Genomic DNA, 17,009 nt, shown 5'->3' on the forward strand with positions numbered 1-17,009 from the left:
GGGCGCCGGGGCGCCCACCAGGCCGGCCTACCAGGCCGCGGCTACGTCCCCGGCGATGGGGACGTCGACAGCCTGGTCGGAGCCGCCGTCGAGCACTTCGGTGGCTTGGACATTATGGTCAACAATGCCGGGATCACCCGCGACGCAACGATGCGCAAGATGACCGAGGAGCAATTCGACGAGGTCATCGCTGTGCATCTCAAGGGAACCTGGAACGGCACGCGTAAGGCCGCGGCGATTATGCGCGAAAACAAGGGCGGCGCGATCGTGAACATGTCGTCGTTGTCGGGCAAGGTCGGTCTGGTCGGGCAGACCAACTACTCGGCGGCCAAAGCCGGCATCGTGGGTATGACGAAGGCCGCCGCCAAGGAGCTCGCCCATCTCGGGGTGCGAGTGAACGCGATTGCACCGGGCTTGATCCGCTCGGCGATGACCGAGGCTATGCCGCAACATATTTGGGACGAGAAGGTCGCGGAGGTTCCGATGGGCCGCGCCGGTGAGCCCCACGAGGTAGCCAACGTCGCATTGTTCTTGGCGTCGGACCTGTCCTCGTACATGACCGGCACGGTGATCGAGGTTACCGGCGGGAGGTTCATGTGACCGGGCCGAGCAGACGTAAAAGTGCCCAATCCGGGGCAAATTTGGAGACTTTTGCGTCTGCTCAGCCAAGAGAGGCCGTGATCTGTGAGCCGCTACGCACCCCGATCGGCCGCTACGGGGGAATGTTCAAGTCGCTGACGGCCGTCGACCTCGGGATCGCAGCGTTAAAAGCGCTCCTCGACCGGACCGGAATTCCACCCGAATCAGTGCAAGACGTCATTCTCGGGCACTGCTATCCGAGCAGCGAGGCGCCGGCGATCGGGCGGGTGGTGGCGCTCGACGCCGGCTTGCCGGTGACAGTTCCCGGCATGCAGATCGACCGTCGTTGTGGGTCGGGCCTGCAGGCGGTGATCCAAGCCTGCCTGCAGGTGAGCAGCGGCGACAACGATCTCGTCATCGCCGGAGGTGCCGAGAGCATGAGCAACGTGGTCTTCTATTCCACCGATATGCGCTGGGGCGGCGCCCGAACCGGTATCCGGGTGCACGACGGGCTGGTTCGCGGACGCACCACCGCGGGCGGCCGTAACTATCCCGTCCCGGGCGGGATGCTGGAGACGGCGGAAAATCTGCGTCGGCAGTACAACATTTCCCGTACTGACCAAGACGAGCTGGCCGTCACATCGCATCAGCGGGCGGTCGCCGCGCAAAAGGACGGCATCTTCGCCGATGAGATCGTCCCGGTCACCGTGCAGAGCCGGCAGGGCGAGGAAATGATCGACACCGATGAACACCCCCGCGCCGACACCACCGTAGAGTCGTTGGCCACGGTCAAACCGGTGCTGCTCAAAGACGATCCGGAAGCGACGGTGACCGCCGGCAATGCCAGTGGACAAAACGATGCCGCATCGATGTGCGTGGTCACCACTCGGCAGAAGGCCGACGAACTAGGGCTGACGCCGCTGGTTCGGTTGGTGTCGTGGGCCGTCGCGGGTGTACCGCCCAACATCATGGGTATCGGTCCGGTGCCTGCGACCGAAGCGGCGCTCGCCAGGGCAGGTCTGCGGCTGGCCGACATCGACCTGATCGAACTGAACGAAGCCTTTGCCGCCCAAGCGCTTGCGGTGATGCGGGAATGGAAATTCAGCGCCGCCGACCGTGACCGCACCAACGTCCACGGCTCCGGAATTTCGCTGGGCCACCCGGTCGGTGCGACCGGCGCGAGGATGCTGGCCACGCTGGCACGCGAGCTCAGCCGGCGCCAGGCGCGCTACGGTTTAGAAACCATGTGCATCGGCGGGGGCCAAGGACTTGCCGCCGTCTTCGAACGGATCGCGTCGTAGTGAACATGCCGTTGAGCGGTATCACTGTCGTCGAAGTGTCCAGCTTCGTCGCCGCACCGTTGTGCGGTATGACGCTGAGCCAACTTGGCGCAGAGGTGATTCGGATCGACCCAATTGGTGGTGCGTCCGACGTCCACCGCTGGCCGCTGGCAAGAAGCGGTGCCTCGATTTACTGGACCGGGCTGAACAAGGGGAAGCGTTCGGCGACGATCGATCTGCGTTCATCGGACGGGCAAGGCCTGGTTCAGCGGCTTGTCGTCGAAGGCGACGGCATCGTGGTAACCAACGCCGCGGGCCTGTCGTGGCTGTCGTATGAACAGTTGGTCAGTCTTAGATCGGATGTGATCCACGTCCAGTTGCTCGGCCGTAATGACGGTTCCACCGCGGTGGACTACACGGTCAACGCGGCGACCGGGTTTCCATTGGTGACTGGTCCGACCGACCATGCCGGTCCCATCAACCACGTGCTGCCGGCGTGGGACGTGTGCTGTGGTCTGTACGCGGCGCTGGCGGTGATCGCCGCGCTGCGTCGTCGCGACAATTCCGGAGTGGGCGCGCAAGTCAGTGTTGCGCTCGAGGACGTCGCGCTGGCCACCGCGGCCAATCTGGGGTGGTTGACCGAGCCTCAGGTCAACGGCACCCAGCGCCCACGGCTCGGCAATGCCATCTACGGCCAGTACGGCCGGGACTTCACGAGTCGCGACGGCGTCGCGTTCATGGTTGTGACGTTGACCAGCCGCCATTTCCGCGACCTTGTCGAGGTCACGGCCACCGGTGCGGCCGTGTCGGCTCTCGCCGAGGCGCTTGGCGCGGACTTCACCGCCGAAGGTGACCGCTACCGCTACCGCGATGCGCTGACGGCTCTGTTCGGCGTTTGGTTCGCCGATCACACTGCCGAGCAGATCAGCGAGGCGCTGTCTGGAACCACGGTGCTGTTCGAACGCTACCGCACGTTCGCCGAGGCCGCCGCGGACCCACGGGTGACGGGGAATCCGTTGTTTTCTCTGCTGCACCAACAAGGAATCGGCGATTATCTCGCTCCAGGTTTGCCGACCGCGTTCGACGGCATGCATCAGCCGAGCACGCCTGCGCCAAGTTTGGGTCAAGACACGAACGACGTGCTCGCTGAAAGACTGGGGTTAAGCCACGACGACATTGCGCGCCTGATCAGTGCGAAGACGATCGCTTGCTGAGCGGGGCAGAGGGGAAAGCAACAGCATGACCAGACTTGCGCAGACGCTCGGCCTAACCGAGTTTCAGGCCGAGATCCTCGCCACGGTTCGCCAATTCGTGGACAAGGAAGTCATTCCCAGCGCGCAGGAACTCGAACACAGTGATACCTACCCTCAAGCCATCGTCGAGCGGATGCGCGACATGGGTCTGTTCGGTTTGATGATTCCCGAGGAGTACGGAGGGCTGGGCGAGTCGCTATTGACCTACGCGCTGTGTGTCGAAGAATTGGCACGCGGTTGGATGAGCATTTCGGGTGTGATCAACACTCATTTCATCGTCGCGTACATGGTGCGCCAGCACGGAACAGAAGCGCAGAAACATCTGCTGCCTCGCATGGCGACCGGCGAAGTGCGCGGGGCTTTTTCGATGTCCGAGCCGGAGCTGGGCTCTGACGTCGCGGCGATACGGACCCGGGCAGCACGCAACGCCGACGGCACCTACACGATCGACGGGCAGAAGATGTGGTTGACCAACGGTGCCAGCTCGACACTGGTGGCCGTATTGGTGCGCACCGATGAGGGAGCCGAGACACCGCACCGCAATCTGACGGCCTTCCTCATCGAAAAGCCCACCGGGTTCGGCGAAGTAGCACCAGGTTTGGTGATCCCCGGCAAGATCGACAAACTCGGCTACAAGGGCATCGACACTACTGAACTCATCTTCGACGGATACCTGGCAAGCGGCGACGACATTCTTGGTGGCGTACCCGGGCAAGGCTTCTACCACATGATGGACGGCATCGAAGTCGGGCGGGTCAACGTCGCAGCCCGGGCTTGTGGTGTGGGCATCCGGGCCTTCGAACTTGCGGTGCGCTACGCGCAGCAGCGGCACACCTTCGGCAAACCGATCGCCGAACACCAGGCCGTGGCCTTCCAGTTGGCCGAAATGGCAACAAAAGTGGAGGCCGCGCACCTGATGATGGTTAATGCTGCCCGCTTGAAGGACTCCGGTGAACGCAACGATCTCGCGGCCGGGATGGCCAAATACCTGGCCAGCGAACTGTGCAGCGATGTCACCCAGCAGAGTTTCCGAATCCACGGAGGTTACGGCTACTCCAAGGAGTATGAGATCGAGCGGCTGATGCGCGACGCGCCGTTCCTGCTCATTGGCGAGGGAACCAGCGAGATTCAAAAATCCATCATCAGCAAGCGACTGCTTGCCGAATATCGGATCTGACCAGTGACCGCTCCTGATTTCGCCACACGACCGCAGCTCTCCGAAGACGTCGCCCGTTTTGTCCGTAACAGAATTTTCGACGGCACCTATACCGCCGGGGAATACGTTCGTCTCGACCAGCTGGCCGCGGAGTTGGGAATCAGCGTCACGCCGGTGCGCGAGGCGCTGTTTCAGCTTCGCGCGGAAGGTCTGCTGGCTCAGCAGCCGCGCCGCGGGTTTGTTGTGTTGCCGGTGACCAGCCGAGATCTCACCGATGTGGCGAACGTGCAGGCGCACGTCGGTGGTGAACTGGCTGCGCGGGCCGCTGTCAACATCAAAGACGACGAGCTCCGCGAGCTCAAGGAGATTCAGGCCCAGCTGGAAGCTGCGTATGCCGGCAATGACAACGAACGAGCGGTCCGTCTGAATCACGAATTCCACCGGGCCATCAATGTTGCCGCGGACTCCCCGAAGCTTGCCCAGTTGATGTCGCAGATCACCCGCTATGCCCCTGAATCGGTGTTTCCGACCATCACCGGCTGGCTGGGCCAGTCGATCAAAGACCATCGCCGGGTGCTGGCCGCGCTGGAGAAGCGCGACGGCAAACTGGCCCGTAAAGCGATGTCCGAACACCTTGCGGCAGGTGCAGTTCCGTTGATCGAGCACCTTATCCAGCGCGGAGTGGTCGACGAAGCAAGCCACCTGAACTCCCGACGGCGGGCGCGCTCGCAAGCCTGATCGTGGGCTCTGTTGTCACTGTTGGCTGTCGGCCAGCATGGCGCCTAGCCGGCGAACGTCCACTTTTCCGGTGGGCCCGCGCGGGATGTCATCATCGGAGGCCACTAACAGCCACACCGTCGGCACCTTGAAGGAGCTCAGCAGTCCACGGCAGCCTCCCGCAGCTGCTCAACCGCCGTTCCCGCGGTGTTGCATACGACCACCGTGCCCACTTGGTCGCCCTGTGCAGCAGCAACATTGGTGACGAAGGCATTGTCGACGCCCACGATGCTCTTTAACGCCTGTTTGACCTCGCTGGGATAAACGGTGGCGCCGCTGACTTTGAACATGTCGTCGGATCTGCCGTGATAAACGAGGAAGCCGTCCGGGTCGAGGTGGCCGAGGTCGCCGGTGGAGTAGAAACCGTCCACGGTGAACACGTTTTCGCGGCTGCGCCGGCATATCCCGCGCAGAATGTGAGGTCCCCGAATCTCGATCATCCCAACGGTTCCCAAAGGAACCGGACGCCGGTCTCGGGATCGGCGATACGTACCTCCATGCCAGGGAACGGCTTACCGCAGCTGCCCCAGGCGGGTGGGTGCGGTCGAGCATCTCGGAATCTTTACCGACACATGCGACCCGGGCATGGTCTCGGCACGTGCCCGGTACTGGGCGCAGAAGGCGGCGAGAATGCCGGCCGACGGCGTCGTGGTCGCTAAGGAGGCGTTCCGTCTCGTGGAACAGACCCAGGCCTACCACGGTGAGGAAGTGGCAAGCTATCTGTTCCACGCGTTCGGGGCGAATCTGCAATTCGAGCCCGAAGAATTCAACTTCGTCACGACCCAAGTACAACACGGTACGAAGGAGGCGTTCCGGCTGCGTGACGAACACTTCCATGTACCAGAACCCAAAGCGCCGTGAGCGATTCGCGGCTTCCAGCAAGGACATACGGTTTGCCCGCCTCTGAGCGATTGTGACGGTGGGATCGGCTGTCGCAGCCGTGAAGTCGCTCAGAGCCGGGCAAACAGTGCAATACCTTCAGCCAGCGGCTTGTGTGGCAGGTGTGTCCACCCGGAACTATGTTGTTACCGCGACGTTTTGGTCCGCCCTCGGGGAGCCGCCGGCTTGCGTCGCCCGGCAGGTGCCGGCTTGCCCGTCTTGCGTTGCCGCGGAGACGACTCCGCGCCCTGCTCGATCATCCTTTCCGCGTGGTCGAGGATGCACTCAAGACCGTATTCGAAGTTGGTCTCGTCGGCGGCGCCGATGTGATGTCCCTTCGCGGTCATTTGAGCGAGCAGTGGCGTGGTTTCGGGATCGATGACCATGGCGTCCTCGATGGTGCGCGCGCCGTTCTCGGTGGCCTGGTTCTTTTGGTGTAGGCGATGCAGGACCACTGATCCCCGGACATGCACGGACACTGCGGAATAAGTGTCGAAGGCTTCTTCGGGCGATAACCCCGCTTCGACCAGACCGGCGATGGCCTTTTCGATCTCTTGAACGCCCAGCCGTGCTGCCCTGGGGCTGAGCGCGGACCGGATTAAAATCAGGTCGCACAGTATCGGGTTGCCGATGAACGTCTTCCGCATGGAGCGAGCGTGGTTCCGCAATGTCTCGCGCCAGTCGCTTGCCTGCACATAGGGGGTGTCGAACACGTATTTACGCAAGGCGCGGTCGGTCATCGCGTTGAGCAGATCGTCCTTCTTGCGGAAATACCAGTAGATGCTTGTGACGCCGACGCCCAGATGCTTTCCGAGCAGCGGCATGCTCAGGTTGTCGATCGATACCTGCTCTGCGAGTTCGAAAGCGCCGTTGATGATGTCGTCGGGATTGATGGATCCGCGTTCGCGTCGCTGACGCTTGTCGGCGGTAGCTTGCTTTGCCACTGCGGGCACCTCCATCAAGTTCATTACTGCTTACGCAGTCCGCGCTGCGAGCCGGCGTAACCGAATCTACCGGTAGTTGTGGCCTGAACTGCGGCTACGCGGGGTGTGTCGGCGCTTCCCTCTGCTACTGTAATGCCTATCGTAGGCTTTTTGATAGCTGTGGCAGCAGTGAACGGCGAGCGGGCATACCGATGGATTTAGGGCTGAAAGACGCGACCGCGGTGGTCGTCGGCGGGGCTCGCGGGATGGGATTGGCCACAGCGCGGTGCCTGGCAGCCGACGGTGCCCGGGTGGCGGTCGCCGCGCGATGGCGACCCGACCTGGATCGGGCGGCCGAGGAGCTACGTCAGCAGGGCAGCCCGGATGCTCTCGGCTTGGTCGCCGACGTCCGCGACGCCGGACAGGTCGACAAGCTGTTTGCCCAACTCGGCGAGCGGTGGAGCGGCGAACTCAACGTGCTCGTCAGCGCGGTCGGTCCGGGCAGGGTGGGCAGCTTCGAGGACCTGACCGACGAGCAGTGGCGCCAGGCTTTCGACGACGGCGTGATGGGCATGGTGCACTGCGTTCGCTCGGCACTTCGCCGCTGCTGCGCAAGGCGGCCTGGGCGCGGATCGTCAACTTCTCGGCACACTCCACCCAGCGGCAAAGTGTGGTGCTGCCCGCCTACACCGCCGCCAAAGCAGCGTTGACGAGCATCTCCAAGAACTTGTCGTTGCTGCTGGCCAAGGACGAGATCCTGGTCAACGTCGTCTCTCCGGGCAGCATCGCATCCGAATCGCTGGTCGGCTGGGCCAAGTCGGTCGGGGTCGATGGCGACGACCCCTATCAGCTGATGGACGCCATTGCCAAGCACTTCGGCCACCCGGCCCACCTGCCGCGCGCCGGCTTACCAGACGAAATCGGGCCTGTGGTGGCGTTTTTGGCGTCGCGGCGCAACTCCTACATGACCGGAGCCAACGTCAACGTCGACGGTGGTTCTGACTTCACCTGACGACAGGGAGGGCGTGATGGCAACGGCCGGCGAAGCGCGAGCATGGGCCCGCAACGCGCTGCGGGGAATCGGCGACTCCCTCTACACACCGTTTTGTGGCACTGACGGCGACGACATCGACTGGGAGGCCTGCGGGACGCTGGTGTGGTACTGCGTCGGCGACCTCGGACACCCGATGTTGTGGTGCACTAGCGGCATAGCAGAGTTCTGGTCGCTGACTCTCATTGAGCGAAAGCGGTTGCTGGAAGTGGCGATCGAGGAAGCACGCCACATCAATCCGGACGTCGTCGTGCAGGCCTGCACCGCGGCGATGTCAGCCAAAGACTGTTTGGCTCTGACGCTGCACGCACAGCAGGTGGGCGCCGATATCGCCTACATCCAGACTCCGATGATGGAAGTGCACGGCGGAGAAGGCGTGCTGCGGTTCTTCCGATACATCGCCGACCGCACGGATATCGCGCTGGGCATGTTCAACTCACCGTCATCGGGCTACGTGTTGACACCGGCGGAAAGCGCGCAGATCTACCACCAGGTGCCCGCTGTCTGCGCAATACCTGTTCGAAACTCCGAAGCGGCGCGTGCTTACCGAGTACTGGGATCTGATCGTCAACGACAAGCTCGTCGAGGCGATGAATTTGGGCGGGATTCAGGCTTGGACCAGTTCGACATCGACCTCGGCCCGTGGTTCACCTGCTATCCCGGACGATCCGATTACTTCACCCACTGGGGCGGTGCCTTCAAGCACGCGGCGTCGATTCTTAGTCTGCCGGTGGGGACTATCCGCATTCGCGGCCTCCGCAAGCCGAATTGCCTGCGGCGGCTAAAGAAAAGATCCAGAATGCCTATCGTCGCCTCGGGCTTATTGCGCCGTAGACGATAAACCAACAGCCGCCGGTTTACCCTGGTCGTAATGGAACTCCGGCAGTTGCGGAATGCTGTACCGATAAGTATACAGTATGGGTACAAAGACGCTGGAGTCAGCGGTCCGGGAATGAGGAGACGCGCCGATGAGCACCGCCGATGACGTCGCTGCCACGGCCGGCGTCCCCGCCGGTCAACACGACGCGGTGCGCTATGAGGATACGGGCAGTGGTATCGCGGTGCTCACGCTGAATCGGCCTGAGCGACTCAACACCTGGGGCGGCGACATTGCCGGTGCCTTCTATTCAAGCCTTGCGCATGCCGAAGACGATCCGGCCATTCGGGTGGTCGTGGTGACCGGTAGTGGCAAGGCGTTTTGCGCAGGCGCTCAGCTGGGCTCCATGGCGACCGTCGGGGAGTCGCTGGGGAACACCGAGCAGCGGGACCTGAGCCAGTTGGTCGGCGAGCGCCAACCCCATTCCCTGACCACCCTGCGCAAGCCGGTTATCGGGGCGATCAATGGTTCCTGTGTGGGGATCGGGCTCACGCTGGCCCTGATGTGTGATGTCCGATTTGCTGCTGCTGGGGCGAAATTCGCCGCATCGTTCGCGCGCCGGGGGCTGATTGCGGAATACGGCGTCTCGTGGATCCTTCCGCGGTTGGCCGGCTGGGGTGTCGCGCTCGATCTGCTGTTGAGCGGCCGAACCTTCCTTGCCGAGGAGGCGGCCGAGCTGGGTCTGGTCAAGGAGGTCGTCGCCCCCGACCAGCTGCTGCCGTGTGTCATGGACTACGCCGAGGACATCGCGCGCAATTGCTCACCTGCTTCGATGGCCGTCATCAAGCGGCAGGCCTACGGTGACGCCACTCGCGGCGTGGAGGAAGCCACCGCGCTTGCCGAGACGTTGCTGCAGGAGTCGCTGTTGCGGCCCGACGTCATCGAAGGCATCACGAGCTTTCTCGAAAAGCGAGCGCCAAATTTCCCGGGGCTAAGCGCATCCGAGTAAGCGACATCGTGCGGGACCGAAAGGATGATCATGACCAGCTTGGGTTACAAGGCGATTGACGTCGACAACCACTACTACGAACCGCTGGATGCCTTCACACGTCATCTCGATAAGAAGTTCAAACGCCGCGGCGTTCAGATGCTCACCGACGGCAAGCACACCTATGCCGTCATCGGTGAGCGGGTCGACCACTTCATCCCGAACCCGACTTTCGACCCGATCATCGTGCCGGGCTGCCTGGACCTGTTGTTCCGTGGCGAGGTGCCCGAGGGCGTCGACCCGGCCTCGCTGATGAAGGTTGAGCGGCTGGCGGATCACCCCGAGTACCAAAACCGCGACGCCCGCATCGCGGTGATGGACGAGCAGGGCATCGAGACGGTGTTCATGTTGCCGACCTTCGCGTGCGGCGTCGAGGAAGCGCTCAAACACGACATCCAGGCCACCATGGCCTCGGTGCACGCGTTCAACCTGTGGCTCGACGAGGACTGGGGCTTCGACCGGCCCGATCACAGGATCATCGCGGCGCCGATAATCTCGCTGGCCGACCCCGAGAAAGCCGTCGAAGACGTCGAATTCGTGTTGTCGCGCGGCGCCAAGCTGGTACTGATGCGGCCCGCCCCCGTTCCCGGCGTGGTGAAGCCGCGGTCGCTGGGCGATCCCGTCCACGATCCGGTTTGGGCGCGGCTGGCTGAGGCCGACGTGCCGGTTGGCTTCCATTTAAGCGACAGTGGCTATTTGCAGATCGCGGGCATGTGGGGCGGTAAGTCGACGTTCGAGGGGTTCGGCGCGAAGGATCCGTTGGACGTAGTACTGCTCGACGATCGCGCGATCCACGACACGATGGCATCGATGATCGTGCATGGCGTGTTCACCCGCCACCCGAAACTGCGGGTGGCCAGCATCGAAAACGGGTCGTACTTCGTGTACCGGCTGATCAAGCGGCTAAAGAAAGCGGCCAACAACTATCCGCACCACTTCCGCGAAGATCCGGTGGAGCAGTTGCGCAACAACGTGTGGATCGCCCCCTACTACGAGGATGATCTCCCAGCCTTAGCCGAGACCATCGGAGTCGAGCGCATCCTGTTCGGTTCCGACTGGCCGCACGGCGAAGGCCTGCAGTCACCGCTCGCGTTCGCCGACGAACTGACCGGCTTCAGCGAAGCCGACATACGAAAGATCATGCTTGAGAACGCATTAGACCTATTGGGTATCAAGGTGGCGTCGGCGGCGTAGCGTCATGCCCGAGTGGACGATCGGCGCGGTATTGGATGCCATCGCAGATGTCATTCCGGACCGCCTGATGACGGTGTGCGGTGATCGGCGAAGCACGTTCGGCGAGTCGGCGCTGCGCACCACCCGATTGGCAAACTTCCTGAGCAGCAACGGGCTTGGTGTGCATCGCCCGCGGGAGATGCTCAACCGTTGGGAGTGCGGGCAAGATCGGGTAGCGCTGCTGATGTACAACGACCTGTACCCCGACATGGTGATCGGCTGTCTCAAAGCACGCGCGGTGCCGGTGAATGTCAATCACTACTACTCACCGCGTGAGATCCGCGAGCTACTCGAATACGTGCGACCGCGAGGCATCGTCTACCATCGCTCGCTCGGTGCACGGTTCGCCGAGGTTTTGCCTGCCGGCGCCGATGTACTGGTGTCAATCGACGACGGCAGTAGCGTTTCCCAACTTCCGGGCGCCATCTCGCTGGATGAGGCCTTGGCAACGTCGGGCACCGACCACATCAGCGGCTCGCCTGACGATCTGATCATGATGTGTACCGGCGGCACGACCGGACGTCCAAAAGGAGTGTTGTGGCGCCAAAGCGACATGTACGTCGCATCGATGACTGGAGCCGATCACGCCTCCATGGACGAGATCCACGCGAAGGTGCGCGCAGTCGGGCAGCCCTGGTTCGCCGTCTCGCCGCTGATGCACGCGGCAGGAATGTGGACCGCGTTCTCGGCAAACTTCAACGGCCTCAGCGTCGTTGTGTACGACAACCGGACCAAGCTTGATCCTCGGTTGGTGTGGCAGACCGCGGAACGTGAAAAAGTCGGCATGATTACCATGGTGGGCGACGCCTATGCCGGCCCGCTCCTGGCCGAACTGAAGCGGGGCACATACGATTTGTCGTCGCTTTACGCCATCGGCACCGGAGGAGCGGCCACCAACTCGAAGTACAAGCAAGGGCTCATGGCATGCCTGCCACACGTCACGATCATCGACGGATACGGATCGTCAGAGACCGGAAACTTGGGGTTCGGGCATAGCCGGGGCGGAACGGAGAGCAGTACTTTCGAACTCATGTCCGGGGGAGTGGTGGTGTCCGCGGATCTCAGCCGATTCCTGCGGCCCGGCGAGCCAGAGGTCGGCTGGGCGGCGCGGACCGGGCGGATTCCGCTTGGCTACTTCGACGATGCCCAAGCCACCGAGCGCACTTTCCCGGAGGTTGAGGGCCAGCGTGTCGTGATATCCGGGGACCGGGCCACCATCGAGGTCGACGGCACTATCCGATTGCTAGGTCGTGATTCGCTGGTCGTGAACACGGGAGGCGAAAAGGTTTTCGTCGAAGAGGTCGAGGAGGTGCTGCGCGCACACCCGGGCATCGCCGATGCGTTGGTGGTCGGGCGCCCGAGCGAGCGGTGGGGCGAAGAAGTCGTCGCGCTGGTCGCGATACGCCCTGGCTCAGACGGCGACCTTGGCCGGCAAGCGCTGTACACGTTCTGCGCCGCGCAGCTCGCGCATTTCAAAGTGCCCAAGGCGTTCATCTTCGTCGAGCAGGTCCAGCGCCTCGGCAACGGTAAGCCCGACTACCGATGGGCCAAACAAGCTGCGAGACAAACCGTTCTGCATGGTGCACCATGACGCATAAGGCGATCGACTGTCTGGTCAACGTGCATTTCGGGGAATCCGAAAAACAGCCCAGTTGGATGCTCAAGGTCAGAGACGACTACTTCAAGGGTCCGAAGTCGATGTTCGAGCCGGTCGAGCTGGCCGAACTGCTCGAGGAAATGGACGAGCAGGGTGTGCAGAAGGCGATCCTGATGGACTCGCTCGCCAATCCGTCGACGACCGCGCGCAAATTCTTTGCGGCCGAACCAGACCGGTTCGCGCTGGCGATGGGTGGAGTTAACCTTTTGCGTCCGGTGCAACCGCTGCGCGAACTGACCGCGATCGTCAAAGATCTGCCGGTCGCCTACGCCGTGGTGGGACCGAGCTTCTGGGGCGACGGGCAGTATGCACCGAGCGACGCCGTGTACTATCCGCTCTACGCCAAGTGCGCCGAACTCGACCTGCCGCTGTGCATCAACACCGGTATCCCCGGACCACCCATCCCCGGCGACGTGCAGCATCCCATGCATCTTGACCGAGTGTGCGTCCGCTTTCCAGAACTGCGGCTGTGCATGATCCACGGAGCAGACCCCTGGTGGGACGTTGCCATTCGGCTAATGATCAAGTACCGCAATCTTCGCCTGATGACGTCGGCCTGGTCACCCAAGCGGCTGCCGGAAAGCCTGGTGCATTACATGCGAACACGCGGACCCGACAAGGTGATCTACGCATCGGACTGGCCGGTATTGCGCATGCGCCGGGTCGTGCCCGAAGCGCTTGCTCTGGACCTCCCACCGGAGGTGCTCGACAACTATCTGTACAACAACGCGCAGGAATTCTTCTTCGGGGAACGACGGGAGCAATGACGATGGACCGTTTCGAGCTGCGCAGGCTGGATTACAGCCTGACCGAAGATCACCTCGCGTTGCAGACTGCGTACAAGGACTTCTTCAAAACCCACTGCTCGATCGAGTCGGTGCGCGCCGCCGAACCGTCGGGCTTCGACAAAAACCTCTGGGAGCGGTTGTGCGCCATGGGCGCAACCACAATGGCGCTACCGGAGTCGTGCGGTGGCGACGGCGCAACATTGGTCGACCTGACCCTGGTCGCCGAGGAGATCGGTCGCTCGCTTGCACCGGTTCCCTGGATCGACCACGTCTGCACGGCTCGGTTGCTGGCGCGGTTGGGCGAGGTGGAATCCGACGTCGTCACCGGAACGCAGGTCGCCGCGCTGGATCCGCAGGTCGAAAGCGGTGAGGGCCCGAGGCTCATTCCGGCCGGCTCGATCGCCGACCACGTCATCATCCGCGACGCTGACTCGATCGTGCGCCTGACTTTCGCCACCCGACCGGCGAGGCTAGACAACATCGGGCGGCTACCGATGGCGTGGGTGGACCCGGCCGCTGCCGATGCTCGGGCCGTCGTGGCCACCGGAGCCGATGCGTTGGCCAACTACGGACGCGCACTTGATGAGTGGCGGCTGCTCACCGCCGCGGCCCTGGTGGGGATGGTCGAGGAGACGATGACCATCGCTGCGGAGTTCGCCAAGACGCGTTACACGCTCGGTGTGCCGATCTCGACGCTGCAGGGTATCTCGCATCCGCTGGCCAACATGGCGATCACTGTGCAAAGCGGACGCAACCTTGCTCACCGAGCCGCCTGGTTCTTCGACAACGAACCCGACGAGCGCCCGGAGTTGCCGTCGTCGGCGTTCGCGTTCATGGCCGAGGAGGCAACGAAGGCAGCCACCATGGCGGTGCATATCCAAGGCGGCCTTGGTGTGTCGGCGGAAGCGGCCGCGACGGCGTACCTAGTGCGAGCGCGGGGTTGGCCGTTGGCGGGCGGTGACCCTGGTGCGAGCGCACAGCAGATCGCTCAAATCGTCGCTGCTCGCGAAGCGCAGGTCTAGGAGCACACGATGGATTTCTCAACGGTCGAGCTGTCCGACGACGACAAGGCCTTCCTCGACGAAGCACGAAAGTTCTTGGCCACCCATGTGACCGAAGAGGTCAGACGCCGTGACCGCGAAACCGGCGACAACTTCGATGAAGGCGTGCACCTCGCGATGGGGGCCGCGGGCTATCTGGAAGCGGAGTGGAAGCCGGAATCCGAAGGCGGCTTCAGCCGGGTACGGCGCCGTATCTGGGAACTGGAAAAGCGCCGGTTCCATGTGCCATGGGTGACCTGGGGCACGACGGCGATGGTCGCGCGCTCGGTGGCGAAATTCGGTTCGCCGGAATTACAAGCGGAAGTGTTGCCGGGAGTCTTCAGCGGCCACATCCGAATGTGTCTGGGTTACACCGAACCCGAGGGCGGGTCTGACGTCGCCACGTGTAAGACCCGTGCAGTGCGGGATGATGATAGTTGGATCATTAACGGCTCCAAGATGTTCACCACCGGCGCGCACAACTGCCAATACGTCTTCCTGATCACCAACACCGACTCCCAAGCGGCGAAACACCAGAGCCTGACCATGTTTCTCGTGCCGCTGAACTCGCGGGGTATCGAGATCCAGGGCATCCGCACCGTCGACGGCGACCGCACCAACATCGTGTACTACAGTGACGTCCGCGTCCCCGACAAGTACCGGCTGGGCGAGGTCAATGGCGGCTGGACCGTGCTAAGGGAGCCGCTCAACGTCGAACACGGCGCGGTAGCACCCGCTCGCGACGGACTGCAGGACACGTCGATCATGATGCACCAGGCGGGGTTCATGGCCGAGGCGGTCGACAAGGCCGCAGGCCGGGTCGCCCAAGAGAATACGAATGGCCGCCGCCTGGTCGACGATACGTCGGTGGCGTATCGATTGGGGCGCAGCGTGGCTCGGATGGAGGCGGCGCTGTCCACGCCGAGCATCTTCGGACGTGTCGCCGTCGCGCAAACCATGCGCGACATCTCACCGGATCTGATGGACATTCTTGGCGCCGCGTCGGCATTGCCGTATGGGACCGACGGCGCCGCCGATGACGGGGCCGCAGAGTACTGCTACCGCTTCGCCCCACTGGTGGGCATTTACGGCGGCACACTCGAGGTTTTCCGCAACATGATCGCCCAGCACGTCCTCGGCCTGGGAAAGCCGGCATACGCAACGCAAGTGAAGAAAGCCCATTAGCGCGAGCAGCCCAAAAGCGCCCGAAACCCGGCCTGTCGGGGACTTTTGCGTCTGCTCGGCGAGATCAGGTGCTCAAGATCGTCGCCGCGGCGGTGCCGGGCGCCGTAAACCTGCGCGAACCCGACCCGCGGTGCGCCGGGCACTTGCCGGTCGCCGGCTTCGCCGCGCAGTTGGCGCACCAGCTCATGCACCTGTCGCAGACCGGACGCGCCGATCGGCTCACCGTTGGCGATGAGCCGGCCGTCGGTGTTGATCGGCATCGGGCCGGTGATTTCGGTGGCGCCGTCGACCAACATCTTTTCCTGCTCACCATCGGCGCAGAACCCGCATTCGGCCGTGTGGATCACTTCCGCGCCGGCATCGGTGTCCTGCAGCTGGATAACATCGACATCGCCGGGGCCCACTCCGGCTGTCTTAAACGCTGCGCGGGCCGCATACACGGTCGGCGAAACGTCTTCTTGCACTGGGCCATAGGTCGTGTTGACCGCGTAGGCACCGTAGCGGCGAGTGCGGACCTCCACCGCCCGCATACACGGGCTTTGACGTAAACTGATGGGCAATGTCAGCGCGGCACATGATCGCGGCGGCGGCCCCTTCGTCGGGGGCGCAGAACATGTACTGCGTCAGCGGGTAATTCAGGACCGGCGAGCCGGGGATCTGTTCTTCGGTGAGCGGCTTGCGCCGGTATGCGTTGGGATTGAGCGATCCGTTACGGTAGTTCTTCGCGGCGACCTTGGCCATGGTTTCGACGGAGACACCGTGGTCGTGAAGGTAGCGATTGGCCTTCATCCCGAAGAACTTAGTGGTGAGGTATTGCCCGTTCTCGGCATACCACCTCGGCATCCCCACCAGCGCGGGGGCTTCGGTGAAGGCACCCCGCGGATGCTTGTCCATTCCGACGGCGATTCCGAGGTTGTAGTCGCCCAGTCGAATCGTATCAGCGCACAGCTTGGTGGCGCTGGCGGCGGTGGGGCAGGCGTTGAACACGTCGGTGAACGGGATACCGGTAAGCCCCACCATCCCGACGATCGCGTCCGGGTTGGCCACCGTCCAACTGCCACCCACCTCGAACTGGACGTCCTTCCAGTCCAGGCCCGCATCGGCGAGCGCAAGCTGAATCGCGTCGGCGGCCATCTCCATCGCGGACTTGCCCTCGAACCGGCCGAATGGGTGAGGCCCCCCGATGATCGCGACGTCATGCATCAGCGCCACTCCTCCTCATCGCTTCGCTCTGCATCGTCGTCGGCGTGTCTCATCAGATCCACTGCTCCTCATCGTTTCGATCTGCTTCGTCGTCGGCGCGGTTCATGCGATAGCTCCTAACTCCTTGAGTTCGGCGATGC

General features: G+C 63.1%; 12 protein-coding genes and 5 pseudogenes (1 of these 17 only partly in view). 14 read left to right on the forward strand and 3 right to left on the reverse strand.

Annotated elements, in window-relative coordinates; genetic code table 11:
- The 5 genes in view from fabG to ACFE99_RS10020 are tightly spaced (at most 41 nt apart) and all read left to right on the forward strand, a layout consistent with a single transcriptional unit that may run on beyond the window.
- Nucleotides 1-600: the 3' portion of a 3-oxoacyl-ACP reductase FabG gene (fabG, locus tag ACFE99_RS10000; protein ID WP_375484774.1), read on the forward strand. It extends 183 nt beyond the left edge of the window; the window shows 600 of its 783 coding nt (coding positions 184-783); its start codon lies off the left edge, out of view; the stop codon is at nucleotides 598-600.
- A gap of 41 nt (nucleotides 601-641) precedes the next feature.
- Nucleotides 642-1,880: an acetyl-CoA C-acetyltransferase gene (locus ACFE99_RS10005; RefSeq protein ID WP_375484792.1), complete on the forward strand. Its 1,239-nt coding sequence runs from the start codon at nucleotides 642-644 to the stop codon at nucleotides 1,878-1,880.
- Nucleotides 1,881-1,885: 5 nt separating this feature from the next.
- Nucleotides 1,886-3,073 carry a CoA transferase gene (locus tag ACFE99_RS10010; protein WP_375484794.1) on the forward strand — a complete coding sequence of 396 codons (1,188 nt, stop codon included), beginning with the start codon at nucleotides 1,886-1,888 and terminating at the stop codon, nucleotides 3,071-3,073.
- Nucleotides 3,074-3,098: 25 nt separating this feature from the next.
- Nucleotides 3,099-4,289: an acyl-CoA dehydrogenase family protein gene (locus ACFE99_RS10015; protein WP_375484776.1), complete on the forward strand. Its 1,191-nt coding sequence runs from the start codon at nucleotides 3,099-3,101 to the stop codon at nucleotides 4,287-4,289.
- 3 nt (nucleotides 4,290-4,292) lie between these two features.
- Entirely contained in the window at nucleotides 4,293-5,006 is a 714-nt protein-coding gene (locus ACFE99_RS10020; protein WP_375484778.1) for a GntR family transcriptional regulator, read from the forward strand.
- Nucleotides 5,007-5,021: 15 nt separating this feature from the next.
- On the opposite strand, the pseudogene ACFE99_RS10025 reads toward ACFE99_RS10020, so the two are convergent.
- Nucleotides 5,022-5,577: pseudogene (locus tag ACFE99_RS10025) on the reverse strand (fatty acid--CoA ligase family protein); the annotation flags it as partial.
- 5 nt (nucleotides 5,578-5,582) lie between these two features.
- On the opposite strand from ACFE99_RS10025, the pseudogene ACFE99_RS10030 reads away from it, so the two are divergent.
- Nucleotides 5,583-5,906 (forward strand): annotated as a pseudogene (locus ACFE99_RS10030) (enoyl-CoA hydratase/isomerase family protein); the annotation flags it as partial.
- A 164-nt stretch (nucleotides 5,907-6,070) separates the two neighbouring features.
- Here the strand turns inward: ACFE99_RS10030 and ACFE99_RS10035 are convergent.
- On the reverse strand, nucleotides 6,071-6,883 hold the full coding sequence (locus tag ACFE99_RS10035; protein WP_375484796.1) for a TetR/AcrR family transcriptional regulator C-terminal domain-containing protein: 813 nt from the start codon (nucleotides 6,881-6,883) through the stop codon (nucleotides 6,071-6,073).
- Between the two features lie 176 nt (nucleotides 6,884-7,059).
- Between ACFE99_RS10035 and ACFE99_RS10040 the strand changes: the two are divergent.
- The 8 genes and pseudogenes from ACFE99_RS10040 (at nucleotide 7,060) to ACFE99_RS10075 (ending at nucleotide 15,666) form a co-directional block, all read left to right on the forward strand.
- A pseudogene (locus ACFE99_RS10040) lies at nucleotides 7,060-7,859 on the forward strand (SDR family NAD(P)-dependent oxidoreductase).
- 16 nt (nucleotides 7,860-7,875) lie between these two features.
- A pseudogene (locus ACFE99_RS10045) lies at nucleotides 7,876-8,732 on the forward strand (dihydrodipicolinate synthase family protein).
- Nucleotides 8,733-8,866: 134 nt separating this feature from the next.
- Nucleotides 8,867-9,724, forward strand: coding sequence for an enoyl-CoA hydratase (locus tag ACFE99_RS10050; RefSeq protein WP_375484780.1), 858 nt, complete (start codon nucleotides 8,867-8,869; stop codon nucleotides 9,722-9,724).
- 30 nt (nucleotides 9,725-9,754) lie between these two features.
- Nucleotides 9,755-10,957 (forward strand): amidohydrolase family protein, encoded by a 1,203-nt coding sequence (locus ACFE99_RS10055; RefSeq protein ID WP_375484782.1) that lies wholly within the window; start codon nucleotides 9,755-9,757, stop codon nucleotides 10,955-10,957.
- Nucleotides 10,958-10,961: 4 nt separating this feature from the next.
- Nucleotides 10,962-12,587 (forward strand): acyl-CoA synthetase, encoded by a 1,626-nt coding sequence (locus ACFE99_RS10060; RefSeq protein WP_375484784.1) that lies wholly within the window; start codon nucleotides 10,962-10,964, stop codon nucleotides 12,585-12,587.
- A complete protein-coding gene (locus ACFE99_RS10065) occupies nucleotides 12,584-13,420 on the forward strand; it encodes an amidohydrolase family protein (RefSeq protein WP_375484786.1) in 837 nt (278 codons plus the stop codon). The genes ACFE99_RS10060 and ACFE99_RS10065 overlap by 4 nt, the downstream gene beginning before the upstream one ends.
- 2 nt (nucleotides 13,421-13,422) lie before the next feature.
- Nucleotides 13,423-14,463: an acyl-CoA dehydrogenase family protein gene (locus ACFE99_RS10070; protein ID WP_375484788.1), complete on the forward strand. Its 1,041-nt coding sequence runs from the start codon at nucleotides 13,423-13,425 to the stop codon at nucleotides 14,461-14,463.
- Between the two features lie 9 nt (nucleotides 14,464-14,472).
- Complete coding sequence (locus tag ACFE99_RS10075) at nucleotides 14,473-15,666, forward strand: acyl-CoA dehydrogenase family protein (protein ID WP_375484790.1); 1,194 nt, start codon at nucleotides 14,473-14,475, stop codon at nucleotides 15,664-15,666.
- Between the two features lie 64 nt (nucleotides 15,667-15,730).
- On the opposite strand, the pseudogene ACFE99_RS10080 reads toward ACFE99_RS10075, so the two are convergent.
- Nucleotides 15,731-16,869: pseudogene (locus tag ACFE99_RS10080) on the reverse strand (thiolase family protein).
- Between the last annotated feature and the right edge of the window lie 140 nt (nucleotides 16,870-17,009).

The sequence above is a fragment of the uncultured Mycobacterium sp. genome, assembly GCF_964249325.1.
Lineage (GTDB): Bacteria > Actinomycetota > Actinomycetes > Mycobacteriales > Mycobacteriaceae > Mycobacterium.